This window comes from Lysinibacillus sp. NPDC093692 (assembly GCF_050280125.1).
Classification (GTDB): Bacteria; Bacillota; Bacilli; order Bacillales_A; family Planococcaceae; genus Lysinibacillus.
Window position 1 is genome coordinate 148707 of sequence record NZ_JBNNUW010000001.1, and the last position, 15721, is coordinate 164427.

Below are 15721 nucleotides of genomic sequence, written 5' to 3' on the forward strand. Positions count from 1 at the left end.
GGTGGTGAAATACCAGTGGTAAACTTACGCGAAATAAAAGGTCGTATTAATTCTACAAAGAGTACGAAACAAATTACGAAAGCGATGCAGATGGTTTCTTCTTCAAAGTTACGTCGTGCAGAGCAAAACGCTAAAGCGTACGTTCCTTACATGGAAAAAATCCAGGACGTAGTAGGCGCGATCGCTTCAGGGACAAAAGACAGTGGACATCCAATGTTAACTGCTCGTCCTGTTAAGAAAACAGCTTACTTAGTCATTGGTTCTGACCGTGGTCTTGCAGGTGCTTACAACTCAAGTATCCTACGTCAAGTACAACGTACAATTGACGAGCGTCATAAATCAAAAGACGAATACGTTATTTTAGCGGTAGGTCGTGTTGTTCGTGATTACTTTGTGAAACGTGATCATAATGTCATCAGCGATGTTGTCGGTCTTCCTGACCAACCAACATTTGCTGATATTAAAGAAATCGCTCGTAAAGCTGTTGGTATGTTCACTGATGGTACGTATGATGAACTTTATATGTACTACAATCACTTTGTCAGCGCAATTGCTAACGAAGTGACAGAGAAAAAACTTCTTCCATTAACGGATCTTGCACCTGCTAGCAGTAATGCTTCTTACGAATTTGAACCATCTGGTGAAGCAATTCTAGAAGTATTACTTCCACAATACGCGGAAAGCTTAGTTTATGGCGCATTATTAGATGGGAAAGCAAGTGAACATGCTTCTCGTATGACTGCTATGAAAAATGCAACTGATAATGCATCTGATCTTATTTCAGACCTTTCATTGCAATATAACCGTGCACGTCAAGCAGCAATTACACAAGAAATTACAGAAATCGTTGGTGGAGCTGCAGCCTTAGAATAGGCCCAGCTTCCCAATGTCGTATAAGAATACGATAGGAGGGTACACAGTAATGAATAAAGGACATGTTATTCAAGTAATGGGTCCAGTTGTTGACGTAAAATTTAACAACGGCCAATTACCAGCAATCTATAACTCATTAACAGTTAAGATTGAACGTCCTAATGAAGAACCAACAATTCTTGCATTAGAAGTTGCTCTTCATTTAGGTGATGATTCTGTTCGTACAATTGCAATGTCATCTACTGATGGCTTACAACGTGGAGCAGAAGTAACAGACTCAGGAAAAGCTATCTCAGTACCAGTTGGTGAAGTTACTTTAGGACGTGTATTCAACGTTCTAGGAGAAGTAATCGACTTAGGTGAAGAGATTCCAGCTGACGTTCGTCGTGATTCAATTCACCGCGAAGCACCATCTTTCGATGAACTTTCAACTACAGTTGAAATTCTTGAAACAGGTATCAAAGTAGTAGACTTATTAGCACCATACATCAAAGGTGGTAAAATCGGTCTATTCGGTGGTGCCGGTGTAGGTAAAACAGTATTAATCCAAGAATTAATCAACAACATCGCACAAGAGCACTCAGGTATCTCTGTATTCGCTGGTGTAGGTGAGCGTACTCGTGAAGGGAACGACTTATTCTTCGAGATGAGCGATTCAGGCGTTATCAAGCAAACAGCGATGGTATTCGGTCAAATGAACGAGCCACCAGGCGCACGTATGCGTGTAGCTTTAACTGGTCTTACAATGGCAGAATACTTCCGTGATGAGCAAGGTGCTGACGTACTTTTATTCATCGACAATATCTTCCGTTTCACACAAGCAGGTTCTGAGGTTTCTGCCCTATTAGGTCGTATGCCTTCTGCGGTAGGTTACCAACCAACACTTGCAACTGAAATGGGTAAATTACAAGAGCGTATCACATCTACTAACAAAGGTTCTGTAACTTCTATCCAAGCGATTTATGTACCAGCCGATGACTATACTGACCCGGCTCCAGCTACAACTTTCGCCCATTTAGATGCAACTACTAACCTTGAGCGTAAATTATCAGAAATGGGTATCTACCCTGCGGTTGACCCATTAGCTTCGACTTCTCGTGCTTTATCACCTGAAATCGTGGGCGCTGAGCACTACGCTATCGCTACTGGTGTACAACGTACAATCCAACGTTACCGTGAATTACAAGATATCATTGCTATCTTAGGTATGGATGAATTATCTGATGAAGATAAACAAACAGTAGAACGTGCTCGTCGTATTCAATTCTTCTTATCTCAAAACTTCCACGTTGCGGAACAATTTACTGGTCAAAAAGGTTCTTATGTACCTGTTAAAGAAACTGTTCGCTCATTCAAGGAAATCCTTGATGGCAAATGGGATCACCTACCAGAAGATGCTTTCCGTCTAGTTGGTTCTATTGATGAAGTAGTTGAAAAAGCGAAAAGCATGGGCGTAGAGGTTTAATACTAGGGACGAGGAGGAAAAAATATGAAGACAGTTCAAGTCAATATTGTCACTCCCGACGGCCCAGTATACGATTCTGAAGTATCAATGGTAATCGCAAAGACAACTTCAGGAGAAATCGGTGTTCTTGCAGGCCATATTCCTATGGTCGCTCCACTTGCAATTGGTGCAGTGAAGCTTAAAAAAGAAGACGGTTCAACTGAACTTGTAGCTTTAAGCGGTGGTTTCATTGAAGTTCGCCCTGAAAAAATCTCAATTTTAGCGCCATCTGCTGAAATTGCTGAAAGCATTGATGTTAAACGTGCTAAAGAAGCCGTTAAACGTGCTGAAGGACGTCTTCAAGATAAACAAGATAACATTGATTTCAAACGTGCTGACCTAGCATTAAAACGTGCGTTGAATCGTATCAACGTTCATGAGGGTAATATCTAATTCAAATTTTAACGGGCAGATTCAACATCTGTCCGTTTTTTAACATTATTCCACAGTGGCTAGAGGAAGGAATATGGAGGAACAACATGGAATTATATAGGGCAGTAGGGCAGGAAGCTTTAATAGGTATTCTATCGCACATATTTTTTATCGGTATTACCTTTTATGCGCTACAAGCGTTTATGTTAGAAAAGCTTTTTAAGAAGAATAAAGTATTTCAAGTCCAATTAATTTATATTTTATTAAGCGTTGCAATAGGATCAGTCGTTTCAAATTTCTTTCTCCAATTTTCAAATTGGTCTGGGAAGCTTCCGTATTTATTTTAAGAGACCGTTATTACTTTCTATATGCTAGATGTTGAATCTACATATTTCACAGGGCTTTATAACATAATTTATGTGGTCCTTTGAAATATGTAAAAAAAGAAATTTGTGAGATTTCGGTTTTTGTTCACAAATCTTTGGGTATATATTAAAAATTTACGCTTATCTTCCATGTTATTGGTCATTCACAAAAAAAAAAATCATGCGTACAATAAATAAATAGCAAAATATTAAAAAATGACGTAAAATAGTGATTTGGACGCTTGAACGAGCGTAAGAAAAGTTGTACTATAGAGTTGTTTGTTTACTGATTATGACATTATACTTCTTTTTAAAATAAAATTTTGATAGGTTAATAGATTGAATTCGGAGGGACATAGGGTGGAAAAAATAATAGTGACTGGCGGCCAACAGCTACAGGGGAAAGTACGCGTAGAGGGCGCAAAAAATGCGGTGTTACCAATCCTAGCAGCAGCTTTACTTGCTTCTAAAGGAGAAAATGTAATTAAGGAAGTCCCTAACTTAGCAGACGTCTTTACTATAAATGAAGTACTAAAAAGTCTAAATGCGGCTGTTACATATATACCTGAGGACAATACAGTATATATCGACACAACAAAAGAACTTTCTAGTGAAGCTCAATTTGAATATGTAAGTAAAATGCGTGCATCGATTTTAGTGATGGGTTCTTTACTTGCTCGAAATGGCTATGCTCGTGTTGCTTTACCTGGGGGCTGTGCAATCGGTTCCCGTCCAATTGAGTTACATTTAAAGGGCTTTGAGGCTATGGGGGCAAAAATCTCGTTTGGCCATGGTTTTGTAGAGGCAAAGGCAGATGGACGTTTAAAAGGCGCAAATGTGTATTTGGACTTCCCTAGCGTTGGGGCAACAGAAAATATCATGACAGCTGCAGCGTTAGCGCAAGGAACGACTGTAATTGAAAATGCAGCGAAAGAGCCTGAAATTGTGGATCTTGCAAACTTTATTAATAATATGGGTGGTCGTGTTATCGGAGCAGGTACGAATACAATTCGTATCGAAGGAGTCGATACATTATATGGAACAGAGCATCATATTATTCCTGATCGTATTGAAGCTGGCACATTTATGGTTGCAGCAGCAATTACAAAAGGTGATGTAACGATTGAAAATGCAGTTCCTGAGCATATGACAGCATTAATTGCAAAGATGCGTGAAATGGGTGTAGAAATCACTGAGCTAGAAGAAGGAATCCGCGTACGCGCTCCTAAACCATTAAAAGCTGTTGATATTAAAACTATGCCACATCCAGGCTTCCCAACAGATATGCAATCTCAAATGATGGCTTTAATGCTAACTGCTGAAGGTACTAGTATTATTACGGAAACGGTTTTTGAAAATCGTTTTATGCATGTTGAGGAGTTCCGTCGCATGAATGCCAGTGCTAAAATAGAAGGACGTTCTGTGTTTATCGAAGGGCCAATAGATCTTCAGGGTGCTGAAGTTATGGCGACTGATTTACGAGCTGCGGCTGCACTAATTTTAGCAGGTCTTGTATCTGAAGGTGTGACTAGAGTTACAAAACTTCATCACTTAGATCGTGGTTATGTTGATTTCCACGGCAAATTGGCTTTACTTGGCGCACAGATTGAACGTGTACCAGTAGAGGATGTTATCGTTGAAGAAAAAACAACTGTAGAATTACCAACAAACTAAATAGATTCTAAAACCCTTTGCTTAAGAGCAAAGGGTTTTTTCTTTATAGTTTAATCCACGCTGGCGATAGTCTAATAATTGCTTATCATCATAACGTGAAGTTGAGTTCCGTTCCGGCTGGGCGCGATGTTGGTCACGAAGGCGTTATCACAGGATGTGATGCTTTTTGCCTCCGTTCCTCTATTGCTAATCCCCAAGGAGTCGCCGGGCCGGAACGAAGATCACTTTATAGCAGGGCATACGTTTTTAAAACGCTAATATATAGGAACTAACATCCTTTTTATATGACGGAAATACGCTTCTTTTATGCATGCTTTACATATGTTGCCCTCAATTTATTTACCATGCTAGATTGAAGTTGCCTTCACCAACGGTCACATATTTTGAAAAGTTTTAGCATATTATTCCTTATGAAAAAATGGATAATGAGTATAGGCATAATTTGTTTGACTGGAGCATTATATATGCTTCCTGTGGCATTTGGTGAGAGACGTACGGTTGAGGATGCGCCTGCAACAACAGAACAAGCTTGTGAAATCTTCATAGAAGTGGAGGGACAACCGGAGAAAATCCCTTTAGAAACGTATGTGACTGGTGTGGTAGCTGCAGAAATGCCTGTTTCATTTAAAAAAGAAGCTTTAAAGGCACAGGCTATTGCTGCAAGAACTTACGCGTTGAAATCGACAAATTACGGTAAAATAGCTATCGCTCCTACTGTTGCTAGACAAGTTTTTTACAATAAGGAACAAAGAAAAGAGAATTGGACTAGCAATTTCCCGGGGAATGAAAAGAAAATTGTCGAGGCTATTAACGAAACGAAAGGACAAGTTCTTCTATATAATAATGAATTAATTACGGCAATGTTTCACTCTACTAGTAATGGGAAAACAGAAAGTGCCTACGGTTTTAGTGGCAATGATGTACCATATTTACAAAGCGTCGCGAGTAATACGGATCAATCATCACCAAAGTTTGCAGCGATAAAAGAATGGACATTGGCTGAGTGGAATGCATTGTGGCCTGTTAAATGGCAGGCAAATGATTTCAACCGTGTACAGTTCTTTTTAAATGATTCCGGACGTGTTGAGCGCATGCAGTTAGGGAAGAATATATGGTCAGGGCGAGAGGTTCGAACACTTTTGGGAATAGCATCAACAGACTTTAAAATTTCTTATAATTCCACTGCTGGAAAAGTGCTGGTGAGCACGAAAGGATACGGGCATGGGGTAGGGATGAGTCAATATGGAGCAGATGCTATGGCAAGTGATGGGAAAACTGCTGCCGAAATTTTACACTACTATTATCAAGATATTGAGATAAAAAAGATAGATGCATGTTTAAAATAACTTCTAGTTGTTCACACTGCAACTAGAGGTGATGAAAATGAGAGAGGATAAAAATAGTAAAACTTCTCAAAATCAAGATGAAAAAGTTCAATTACAGAAGAAACCATGGTTTTGGCCAGCTGTTTACGCTGGTGGAGCTCTAATGCTAGCAGGTTTACTACTTGGTTACAATAGTCTTGTATCAAAAGTAGAAGAGGCTCCATTACCAGAAGTAGCAGAAGTAGATTCAGGTCCTGTAGTTGAAACCAATGCACGAACAGAAAATATGAAGTACCCGTTCAAGGAAGCAAATCTTAATAAAATTCAAGTTTCACAAGAGTTTTATGATGTAGAGGCAAATGCTGAGTCACGTGAAAAAGCACTAATGGTATTTAATCAAACATTTACGACATCTTCTGGTATTTCTCTTTCTATGAATGGTGAAGAATTCGAAGTACTTGCTGCTTTAAGCGGTAAAGTAAAACAAGTAAAGCTTGACGCATTTACAGGCAATAAAATTGTGATCGAGCATGCAAATGGTAAGGAAACACATTATAGCTCTGTAAAAGACATTGCTGTCAAAGAAGGCGATGAGGTAACACAAGGTCAAGCACTAGGAAAAGCGACTGACAACGAGTGGAACCAAGCAGCTGGCATTCACTTGCACTTTGAAGTACTTGAAAACGGAAAATATATTAATCCGAAAAAATTACTAGGCTTTTAACCTATTTCAGCGGCTGCTGAAATAGAGGAACTCATGCCCAACAACGTGCCTATTATCAATTATGCCGAGGTATAATTGATAATAGGCCATTTTGTTTTCTCCTAAACAATGAAAATGATCTTTTTCTATGTAAGAAATGAATACTAAAAAATGCATAAAAAATCAGTATTTTATCGTGAAAATGTAAAATGTGTTCTGAACAGCTTTGTCCTCACATAATGTGAAGAAATGCGCAGACGTGCATCTGATGCCAACGCCATTTGTGAATTTGTGTGGAAAGGACGAAGAACGTGCACGAGCACATTCGGAAGCGCTGTATACGCCTCGGTGAATTATTGATTGAGACGCGTGAGACTGTGCGTGTCCTCGCGAAAATGACAGGTTATTCAAAAAGTACGGTGCATAAAGATTTAACAGAGCGACTGCCAACAATTCATGAAGGATTAGCTGAGCAAGTAAAGGAAATACTCGCCTACCATAAGGCCGTACGTCATATTCGCGGAGGAGAGGCAACGAAAAACAAGTGGAAAGAAAGAGCGAGTCATGAATGATTCGTTCTTTTTTAAAATGCAAAGGACAAGCTAGATACATATTTCCTCATAAAAGACTACTCACAATAACGTGGGGTTGATTTCCGTTCCGGCTGGGCGCTTTGTAGCTGCCGCTTTGCTTTCGCACAGATAAAACATCCGCTGACGCTTCGCTTTCACGCAGAGCAGAGCTTCCTGGGGAGTCCGATGAGCCGCTTCGTTGTTGCTGTCACTACGCTGCAGGGTCTCATCTTTGACGCTAATCCCCAAGGAGTCGCCCAGTCTCCACTTCAATCAACCTATTCACATAAATGGTGTTAAAAAATGCCATTTAAAACTATTCGATGATGGATCATGAAAAAATTGTTTAAGCAATTTCTTCTTTTCATGAAGTGTTCATATAATTGAAAGGAATGGAGTTCTATTCACTAAAATTAGGTGAAATTACCAATAGGTTGTGATAGAATATTCTAGATAAACAGATAAAAATGAACGTTTTTTGTAGTTGGAAATGGTGGGAAGGAGAAATTATATAATGTTTTCGAAAGATATTGGCATTGACTTAGGAACTGCGAACGTATTAATACACGTTAAAGGTAAGGGAATCGTCTTAAATGAACCATCTGTTGTGGCGATTGATAAAAAAACAAATAAAGTATTAGCTGTGGGGGAAGAGGCTCGCCAAATGGTAGGGCGTACGCCTGGTAACATTACTGCAATTCGCCCACTACGAGATGGGGTCATTGCGGATTTTGACGTTACAGAAGCCATGCTAAGACATTTCATCAATAAGTTAAATGTAAAAGGATTTTTAGCTAAGCCACGTATTTTAATTTGCTGTCCAACGAACATTACTAGTGTTGAGCAAAAAGCTATCCGTGAAGCCGCAGAAAAATCAGGTGGAAAAAAAGTATACTTAGAAGAAGAACCAAAAGTGGCTGCAATTGGTGCAGGCATGGATATATTCCAACCTAGCGGTAATATGGTAGTCGATATTGGCGGCGGAACAACAGATGTTGCAGTCTTATCAATGGGTGATATTGTAACGAGTGAGTCCATTAAGGTAGCCGGAGACATTTTTGATAATGATATTTTGCAATATATAAAAAAAGAATACAAATTACTAATTGGTGAACGTACTGCAGAAGCCATTAAAATTACAATCGGTACAGTCTTTAAAGGTAGCCGAAACGATTCAATGGATATTCGTGGTCGAGACATGGTGACAGGTTTACCACGTACAATAACAATTCATTCTGAAGAGATTGAACGTGCCCTACATGAATCGGTTGCTATGATTGTTCAATCTGCAAAAAATGTTTTAGAAAAAACGCCACCAGAGCTATCAGCTGATATTATTGATCGTGGGGTCATTATTACTGGCGGTGGTGCTTTACTACACGGTATGGACCAACTATTAATCGAAGAATTAAAAGTACCTGTGTTCATTGCTGAACAACCTATGGATTGTGTAGCAATTGGTACAGGAATTATGCTTGAAAATATTGATCGAGTTCCCGCATCCTTATAAAAAGATAATGAGGTGAGTCCTTTGTTTAAAGGGTTTTATACAGTTGCAACTGGTATGATTGCACAACAAAGACGAACAGAATTACTAACTAATAATTTATCAAATGCGAATACACCAGGATTTAAAGCAGACCAATCAACAATTCGGTCATTTCCTGACATGCTCATGTCAAGTGTAGGAAAAACGAATGCACCTGCTAATCAGCAAGCAGGTTCTCAATATATGAGCCAAGTTGGTGCATTAAATACAGGGATTTATATGCAAGAAACATTGCCAAATTACATACAAGGCCAAATCTATAGCACTGATTTCACGACAGATATGGCTTTGATTGATGGAAACTTACCGCAAAATGAAGATGGTACTACCGGATCTATTTTCTTCCGTTTAGCACATCCAGAAGGCGGAGAAGCATATACACGCAACGGGAATTTCACATTAGATGGTCAAGGCTATTTAGTAAATCCACAAGGACTGTATGTGTTATCAGACAGAGGCCAACGCATTCAGCTACAGAATGATGATTTCCGCTTAGATGAGAACGGTGCAATTTACGTTAATGATCAGCAAGTAGCTCGTGTTGGCGTATCATATGCAACGAATCCGAACATGCTACGTAAACAGGATAATGGTTTAATTCGAACAGAAAACGGTGAGAACTTACCAACAGCCTACGGTGCCAATGGCGTATCCTTTACACTGCGTCAAAATTATCTAGAGGGCTCAAACGTTGATTCTAGTCGCACAATGACCGATTTAATGACAGCATATCGCGCTTTCGAGGCTAACCAAAAAGTGTTACAAGCTTATGATCGCAGTATGGAAAAAGCTGCTAATGAAATCGGGAAAGTTTAATAGGCGAACAGGAGGCGTTTGATCATGCTACGTACAATGATGACTGCAACAAACACAATGGGGCAATTACAAAATAGACTAGATACAATTAGTAATAACATTGCCAATAGTAATACACAGGGCTATAAATCAAAAGAAGCTACATTTAATGAATTGCTTTATCAGCAGTTTAACAATGACAAGCTAGATCGTGCTGATCGACAATCACCTGTTGGTATCCGTTACGGTTCAGGTGCAATGCTTGGGCAAATCCAATCTAATCAAAAACAAGGTTCTCTACAAACAACAAGTCGAGATCTTGATTTAGCTTTTACAAAACCAAAACAATATTTCAATATTTTAATGCCAGATGGTGAAAATGGCACAAAAACAGTGTATACTCGTCAAGGTGACTTTTATTTATCACCATTAAATAATGGAACAGTAATGGTTGTAACTGCAGATGGATATCCATTAGCAAACGAAAACGGGCAAGCTATTACATTACCGGATAATGTAAAAAGTTTCGCAATTCGTGATGGGGGCGTATTAGAGGCATCATATCCAAATGGAGATTTTATTCGTACTAATGTAGGGGTGACAGAGTTCCAAAAGCCTCAGCTTATGGAGGACATTTCTGGATCCTATGTTGGATTGCCGAATAACCTAGCTCAGTTAGGATATACGCAAGCTGAAGTTGTCACTAATTTACAAGGTGCAAATCGTCAGCAAATTGGTATGCAGAACGGTGTGCTAGAAATGTCGAATGTAAATCTTTCAAAGGAAATGACGGATTTAATTCAAACACAGCGTTCTTATCAATTCAATGCAAGAGCTGTCACTTTAGCAGATCAAATGCTTGGGCTCATTAATGGTATTCGATAGTAAATCCATAATTACTGTTTAGTAAGGAATGAAGAGGAGTACAATTTATGACAAACGATTCAAGTCGAGGTTCTATGCAATCAAAAGAAACCGATACGCCACCAGAAGAGAAGGAACACGGCTCAAATGGAGAGCAACGAGAGGTTCGATGGGTGCAAATACGGCTGATTCCGATTTGGCTACGCGTTGTACTTATTATCATCTTAGTTGTTGTTGCCGCAATTTTAGGTACAATAATTGGCTATAGTGTAATTGGACAAGGTAAAGCCATGGACGTTTTCAAACCAGAAACATGGCAGCATATATTTGATATTATGAATGGTAAAGAATAATAATATTCTTTACCATACTTTGTTTTACATAATTATTTATGTAATGGTTTATAACATTTACTTAATGAAGATTATAGTCTCTGGCGGATGTCACAGATTTTTTTGTACCTTTAAAATCGGGACACATTGTTTATCTGTAGCGACAGCTACATTTACGCCAAGGCGAAATTGATATTAAGCATTCGAGGGGGAAAAGAAATGTTAACAGCAGAACAAATTCAAGCAATTTTACCACATCGTTATCCTTTTTTATTCGTTGATCGTATCGTTGAATTAGAAGAAGGTAAGCGTGCAGTCGGTTTAAAAAATGTCTCTATGAACGAGGACTTTTTTAATGGACATTTCCCTGGCTATCCAGTAATGCCTGGGGTTTTAATTGTAGAGGCATTAGCACAAGTAGGTGGCGTAGCATTATTAAATGCAGAGGAATTCAAAGGTCGTCTAGCTTTCTTAACGGGTATTGATAACTGTCGTTTTAAGCGACAAGTAGTACCGGGAGATCAACTTCGATTAGAAGTTGAGTTCGTGAAACTACGTGGAGTTATGGGCAAAGGTCACGGTGTGGCAACAGTTGATGGGGAACTAGTATGTGAAGCGGATATTTTATTCGCTATTGGACCTGCACAACCAAAACAGGTGTAATTTGCAATTATAGGCTAAAAGATTTAAAATAATTATATCGAAAATTGTCTTAACTGTTAATCTTCTAATAGTTTACTATAGGGAGTGCAGTTAAAGAAATCACGGTATTTTATAAAAATGCAATGGCGCTATATGTGATTGTGAATAATACATGTAGTTTTGTTTTTAAAACGTAGGAGGATTATATAGATGTATAAGGAATTGTCTTCAGGTGTTAAAATTAGCATTACGCGTTCGATTTCAACATCTTTTGAATCATACTTAGCAAGTATTGATTGGAAAGAGGAGCGTTTTTCTATGGAAGACTTCATTGCTAGCTGGCAAACTTATTTTCAAGAAAATGCCGCATGGATCGAAAAAATCCCAGCAGATGTTTTGATGAATACTGAATTCCATGAAGAGATGGCGCAGAAAATCGACGAAGTAATAGCAAAAATTTTAAATGAAGAACCAACAGCTAAACAAATTGAAACAATTGAGGCCTTGCAAAAAGAGCTAGGTACAAATTATAGCTACAACTGTAAAGCAGAAGCAGCATACATTGAACAATTGTTAAAAGAAAAACAAAAATAGTTTGTAAAAAAATCGGATAGTTCCCTCCTTTCCCGGGCAATCTATGTAGGATCACAAATACACACATTGTATTTGATGACATAGCACCGGAGGAAGGAGGTTTTTTCATATGTGGAGAATGTCATTTTTGGCAATTATTCTTGCTGCATTATTCCTTGGAGGTTGTAACTGGGGAAATAGAGCTGTAGAAACAAGACCAGTGGAGAACGTTAAAGAAGACGTTCGCCGTGGTGTTGACCGAGTAGAAGACGTAGTAGAGCCGAACAGACGAAATGACGTTTACGACCGTAACGTTAATAACCGTAACACTGTTCTTCCAGAAGCTACAACACCAGGTACAACGACAGTACCAGGAACTACAACACCAGGTACTGTAACACCGGGAACAACAACTACACCAGGAACACATACTACTGGTGAAGTTAAAGAAAAGATCGTCGAAGAGAAAGTTACTCGATAATTTGAAAAAGAGTGTTTCCAATCAATGGAACACTCTTTTTTATATTTTCGGGGAGGGAGTGATATACGCTGAGGGGGAGTGATATACGCTGAGGGGTGAGTGAATACCCGCGGAAGGGAAGTGAATACCCGCGGAAGGGGTGAATACCCGCGGAAGAGGAGTGAATACCCGCGGAAGAGGAGTGAATACCCGCGGAAGAGAAGCGAATACCCGCGGAAGAGAAGCGAATACCCGCGGAAGAGAAGCGAATACCCGCGGAAGAGAAGCGAATACCCGCGGAAGAGGAGCGAATACCCGTGGAAGGGGTGAATACCCGCGGAAGAGGAGTGAATACCCGTGGAAGAGAAGCGAATACCCGCGGAAGAGAAGCGAATACCCGCGGAAGAGAAGCGAATACCCGCGGAAGGGGTGAATACCCGCGGAAGGGACGCGAATACCCGCGGAAGGAACGCATACCCGCGGAAGAGGAGTAAAATACCCGCGGAAGGGAAGTGAATACCCGCGGAAGAGGAGTGAATACCCGCGGAAGGGAAGCGAATACCCGCGGAAGGGAAGCGAATACCCGCGGAAGAGAAGCGAATACCCGCGGAAGAGAAGCGAATATCCGCGTAAGGAGTGAATACCCGCGGAAGAGGAGCGAATACCCGCGGAAGGGAAGTAAATACCCGCGGAAGGGGTGAATACCCGCGGAAGAGGAGTAAATACCCGCGGAAGGAAAGCGAATACCCGCGAACCCTCACAAAGCGGAAGCAAAACCATCTCCCACACGCACCCCCTCAAGAAGAACGGAAAAACGGCTTCATATAGTCCACTAAATTCTCAGGTAATTGGTAAACGCGATTTTTATAAGAACCTGTATAGGGAAAATGAAATTTTTTAAGTAAACGATTGGCAGCATCACTGGATTGAATATTGAAAAATTCACGTAACTGTTTGTTGGTAATGGTCGGTCTAACTAAGTATCGATAATCTTGTAAGGCTTCAGCGAAAATTTCTTCGCTTGCATAGTAACAGTATGAACATTTCCAAATCCCACGAGCATAATGCATTTGGGATTTGTATTGGCATTTCGGGCAAAGCACGCCTTGGCGGAATCGTGAAGAATCAATAGAAGCTGGAATCTTCGATGGCTGATGTCGACTGAGAAGTTGTTGAGCTATTTGTGTTAGCTGTTCTTCGCTTAAAATAGTTCGTGTATATTTTTGAAACAGGGAATGAAGATGTTTTTGAAGTCCTGAAACATGGAAAATAGGGATTGTGTTTGGATGACTTGCAATGATAGCGGAGGGGTTAGAAATAACAACTGCGCCCTCAATGGGGAGAGAATAGTTTTGACAAATAACTTTAAGAAATTGCATATGTCGTTGGGTCTGCGTAAGTGCATTTGGAAATCCTTCAACAGTACCATCTGACTTTGTACGAATACATTGATGAGTAGATTCGTCAAAATCAAGGCGTCCGTTAATATTTTTAATTTCAACCACTAGCATAAAATGCCCGCAAATGAAGAGTGTATCGAGTTGATACGAATGCTGTGCAGAATTAATTAAAATTAAATTATGTAATACTAAAAAAGTATAGGGACATATTAATTCAAGCCATTCGCGGTCAACTCTCCTTTCACCAGCAAAACCGGCATCGAATCGGCGAAATTGCTCATTATAATAATCAAAATCAGGGTCCTCATCGAACAACCGCCGCTTTAAAGCCTCAAGCCACAGTAATTTTACGGGCTTTTTCCTAATAGCAATAGTCAAGTATAGTTACCTCCTCTAATTTTTACATCGTATTGTACCCTAAAATTTATACTTGTCCAATAAAAAATAACGATGCAAACATTTGCATCGTTAAATGAAGTTCAATCATTTTTTAGTTTTGGTCGTTCTTTCATATCGTGTGAGAAGCGGTCCAATAACTTATCTAAAGTGACACCCTCAGCTAGCAACTCGGCAAGCAATTGCTCAGCATATTTCGAGCGTTTTATCTTGAGCTTTCCTTTTAGCAGGACAGAGATGTGCTCGCCAATTTCTTGAACTGTATGTACGGCAACCTGGAAAGGAGCAGGCTCATTATCTGGAAATGAAATAACTGCACGTACATTAAAGACAGTAGCATTCGCTAAAAGTTCATCAAAAGTTGAACGATATTGTCGGTCCATAAACAGTTCAAGAATCCAAGATTGATGGCTATTTTCCTGGTTAATAATAATACCATCGACTAAAGGGAAAGGTTGCTTGCCCTCTTTTGTGACAAGGTCAAAGGAAAGCATTTTAAACGTTTTCATTATGTAATATCCTCCTAAGTCGGTCATCATTTTTAGTATAACATATTCAATTAGCCCTGTTTATGGGAGGGTCCATACAGCTTTTTGCGCAATCAATAAAAACTGCGAAATTGTACATTTCAACAATTAGCATTTGCAACTACAGGGAAAAGCATTCAGCTAGAAAAATCATTCAATACTTGAAAAGTAAAAGCCTCAATTTACCCAATTTATGATTAAAAACTGAAGGAAATGATAAAAATCGACTTTTGCCAATGCGGAATTAATTTTTGTATGATGAGAGCAATCAACAGCAAAGGAGGTGAATCAATGAACCAAGTCGGACTGGTCGGAAGGTTAACTAAGGATCCAGTGTTACGACACTTATCTGAAAATCGCGTGCAAACACATTTTTCACTAGCCATTAATCGCAATTACAAAAACAGTCGTGGGGAAGTGGATGCTGACTTTATTCTTTGTTCAGTTTGGGGAAGGCTGGCAGAGAATATCGTTAAATATTGCGGAAAAGGCTCATTAATTGGGGCAAATGGTCGTATTCAATCGAGATCGTTTTTAAATGAAAACAGCACAAAGGTTTATATAACAGAAGTAGTCGTAGAAGATGTCCGATTTTATCAGCTTAAGCCAAGGGACCGTGATGGGGCTATTGTGTTGCCAAAGCCACCTGATGAGCAGGATGGCTTAACCGATTTTGTACTACCTGATGTTGAAGTACAATTACCAGTAGTATCGCAGTCTTGAATGGTACATACGGGGCAAGTGCAAGCTGTCTGATCCGCCATTTTCCTTCTATACTTGCACCGTAATCAATCA

18 protein-coding genes are annotated in these 15721 nt (G+C 39.6%); 16 read left to right on the plus strand and 2 right to left on the minus strand.

The features are described from left to right. Positions 1–15 precede the first annotated feature (15 nt). The 15 genes from atpG (at position 16) to ACQKN4_RS00750 (ending at position 12624) form a co-directional block, all read left to right on the plus strand. Complete coding sequence (atpG, locus tag ACQKN4_RS00680) at positions 16–873, plus strand: ATP synthase F1 subunit gamma (protein ID WP_079559413.1); 858 nt, start codon at positions 16–18, stop codon at positions 871–873. 49 nt (positions 874–922) lie between these two features. Next, complete coding sequence (gene atpD, locus ACQKN4_RS00685; RefSeq protein ID WP_079559414.1) at positions 923–2338, plus strand: F0F1 ATP synthase subunit beta; 1416 nt, start codon at positions 923–925, stop codon at positions 2336–2338. Positions 2339–2362: 24 nt separating this feature from the next. Then, positions 2363–2770 (plus strand): F0F1 ATP synthase subunit epsilon, encoded by a 408-nt coding sequence (locus ACQKN4_RS00690; protein WP_079559415.1) that lies wholly within the window; start codon positions 2363–2365, stop codon positions 2768–2770. An 86-nt stretch (positions 2771–2856) separates the two neighbouring features. Then, positions 2857–3096, plus strand: coding sequence for a DUF1146 family protein (locus tag ACQKN4_RS00695; protein WP_079559416.1), 240 nt, complete (start codon positions 2857–2859; stop codon positions 3094–3096). 378 nt (positions 3097–3474) lie between these two features. Beyond that, positions 3475–4788: a UDP-N-acetylglucosamine 1-carboxyvinyltransferase gene (murA, locus tag ACQKN4_RS00700; RefSeq protein WP_079559417.1), complete on the plus strand. Its 1314-nt coding sequence runs from the start codon at positions 3475–3477 to the stop codon at positions 4786–4788. 410 nt (positions 4789–5198) lie between these two features. Next, positions 5199–6134 carry a stage II sporulation protein D gene (gene spoIID, locus ACQKN4_RS00705; RefSeq protein WP_197139690.1) on the plus strand — a complete coding sequence of 312 codons (936 nt, stop codon included), beginning with the start codon at positions 5199–5201 and terminating at the stop codon, positions 6132–6134. A 7-nt stretch (positions 6135–6141) separates the two neighbouring features. After that, entirely contained in the window at positions 6142–6837 is a 696-nt protein-coding gene (locus ACQKN4_RS00710; protein ID WP_427481682.1) for a peptidoglycan DD-metalloendopeptidase family protein, read from the plus strand. Positions 6838–7127: 290 nt separating this feature from the next. Continuing rightward, positions 7128–7388, plus strand: a complete 261-nt coding sequence (locus ACQKN4_RS00715; RefSeq protein ID WP_079559420.1) for a sporulation transcriptional regulator SpoIIID — start codon at positions 7128–7130, stop codon at positions 7386–7388. 514 nt (positions 7389–7902) lie between these two features. After that, positions 7903–8898 (plus strand): rod shape-determining protein, encoded by a 996-nt coding sequence (locus ACQKN4_RS00720; RefSeq protein ID WP_079559421.1) that lies wholly within the window; start codon positions 7903–7905, stop codon positions 8896–8898. Positions 8899–8919: 21 nt separating this feature from the next. Further along, complete coding sequence (locus tag ACQKN4_RS00725; RefSeq protein ID WP_079559422.1) at positions 8920–9753, plus strand: flagellar hook-basal body protein; 834 nt, start codon at positions 8920–8922, stop codon at positions 9751–9753. A 24-nt stretch (positions 9754–9777) separates the two neighbouring features. Next, the gene (locus tag ACQKN4_RS00730; protein ID WP_079559423.1) at positions 9778–10617 is read left to right on the plus strand and encodes a flagellar hook-basal body protein; all 840 of its coding nucleotides are present in this window, start codon (positions 9778–9780) and stop codon (positions 10615–10617) included. Positions 10618–10664: 47 nt separating this feature from the next. Beyond that, entirely contained in the window at positions 10665–10949 is a 285-nt protein-coding gene (locus tag ACQKN4_RS00735; protein ID WP_079559424.1) for a DNA-directed RNA polymerase subunit beta, read from the plus strand. A gap of 198 nt (positions 10950–11147) precedes the next feature. Next, complete coding sequence (gene fabZ / locus ACQKN4_RS00740; protein WP_079559425.1) at positions 11148–11591, plus strand: 3-hydroxyacyl-ACP dehydratase FabZ; 444 nt, start codon at positions 11148–11150, stop codon at positions 11589–11591. Between the two features lie 189 nt (positions 11592–11780). Further along, on the plus strand, positions 11781–12164 hold the full coding sequence (locus ACQKN4_RS00745; protein ID WP_079559426.1) for a hypothetical protein: 384 nt from the start codon (positions 11781–11783) through the stop codon (positions 12162–12164). Between the two features lie 109 nt (positions 12165–12273). Further along, entirely contained in the window at positions 12274–12624 is a 351-nt protein-coding gene (locus ACQKN4_RS00750) for a hypothetical protein (protein ID WP_240518155.1), read from the plus strand. Positions 12625–13400: 776 nt separating this feature from the next. Here ACQKN4_RS00750 and ACQKN4_RS00755 read toward each other — a convergent pair. Both ACQKN4_RS00755 and ACQKN4_RS00760 read right to left on the minus strand, forming a co-directional pair. Then, a complete protein-coding gene (locus ACQKN4_RS00755; protein WP_427481686.1) occupies positions 13401–14381 on the minus strand; it encodes a nuclease-related domain-containing protein in 981 nt (326 codons plus the stop codon). Between the two features lie 101 nt (positions 14382–14482). Then, positions 14483–14908, minus strand: coding sequence for a YwpF family protein (locus tag ACQKN4_RS00760; RefSeq protein WP_079559428.1), 426 nt, complete (start codon positions 14906–14908; stop codon positions 14483–14485). Positions 14909–15217: 309 nt separating this feature from the next. On the opposite strand from ACQKN4_RS00760, the gene ACQKN4_RS00765 reads away from it, so the two are divergent. Beyond that, complete coding sequence (locus ACQKN4_RS00765; protein ID WP_079559429.1) at positions 15218–15649, plus strand: single-stranded DNA-binding protein; 432 nt, start codon at positions 15218–15220, stop codon at positions 15647–15649. The last annotated feature ends 72 nt before the right edge of the window (positions 15650–15721 follow it).

Excerpts from the sequence above, each read along its gene's own strand:
- ACQKN4_RS00750 (WP_240518155.1), top strand. The coding sequence starts at position 12,274 with ATGTGGAGAATGTCATTTTTGGCAATTATTCTTGCTGCATTATTCCTT.
- fabZ (WP_079559425.1), top strand. The coding sequence starts at position 11,148 with ATGTTAACAGCAGAACAAATTCAAGCAATTTTACCACATCGTTATCCT.
- ACQKN4_RS00760 (WP_079559428.1), bottom strand. The coding sequence starts at position 14,908 with ATGAAAACGTTTAAAATGCTTTCCTTTGACCTTGTCACAAAAGAGGGC.
- spoIID (WP_197139690.1), top strand. The coding sequence starts at position 5,199 with ATGAAAAAATGGATAATGAGTATAGGCATAATTTGTTTGACTGGAGCA.
- ACQKN4_RS00720 (WP_079559421.1), top strand. The coding sequence starts at position 7,903 with ATGTTTTCGAAAGATATTGGCATTGACTTAGGAACTGCGAACGTATTA.
- ACQKN4_RS00695 (WP_079559416.1), top strand. The coding sequence starts at position 2,857 with ATGGAATTATATAGGGCAGTAGGGCAGGAAGCTTTAATAGGTATTCTA.
- ACQKN4_RS00745 (WP_079559426.1), top strand. The coding sequence starts at position 11,781 with ATGTATAAGGAATTGTCTTCAGGTGTTAAAATTAGCATTACGCGTTCG.
- ACQKN4_RS00735 (WP_079559424.1), top strand. The coding sequence starts at position 10,665 with ATGACAAACGATTCAAGTCGAGGTTCTATGCAATCAAAAGAAACCGAT.
- ACQKN4_RS00690 (WP_079559415.1), top strand. The coding sequence starts at position 2,363 with ATGAAGACAGTTCAAGTCAATATTGTCACTCCCGACGGCCCAGTATAC.
- atpD (WP_079559414.1), top strand. The coding sequence starts at position 923 with ATGAATAAAGGACATGTTATTCAAGTAATGGGTCCAGTTGTTGACGTA.
- ACQKN4_RS00765 (WP_079559429.1), top strand. The coding sequence starts at position 15,218 with ATGAACCAAGTCGGACTGGTCGGAAGGTTAACTAAGGATCCAGTGTTA.
- ACQKN4_RS00730 (WP_079559423.1), top strand. The coding sequence starts at position 9,778 with ATGCTACGTACAATGATGACTGCAACAAACACAATGGGGCAATTACAA.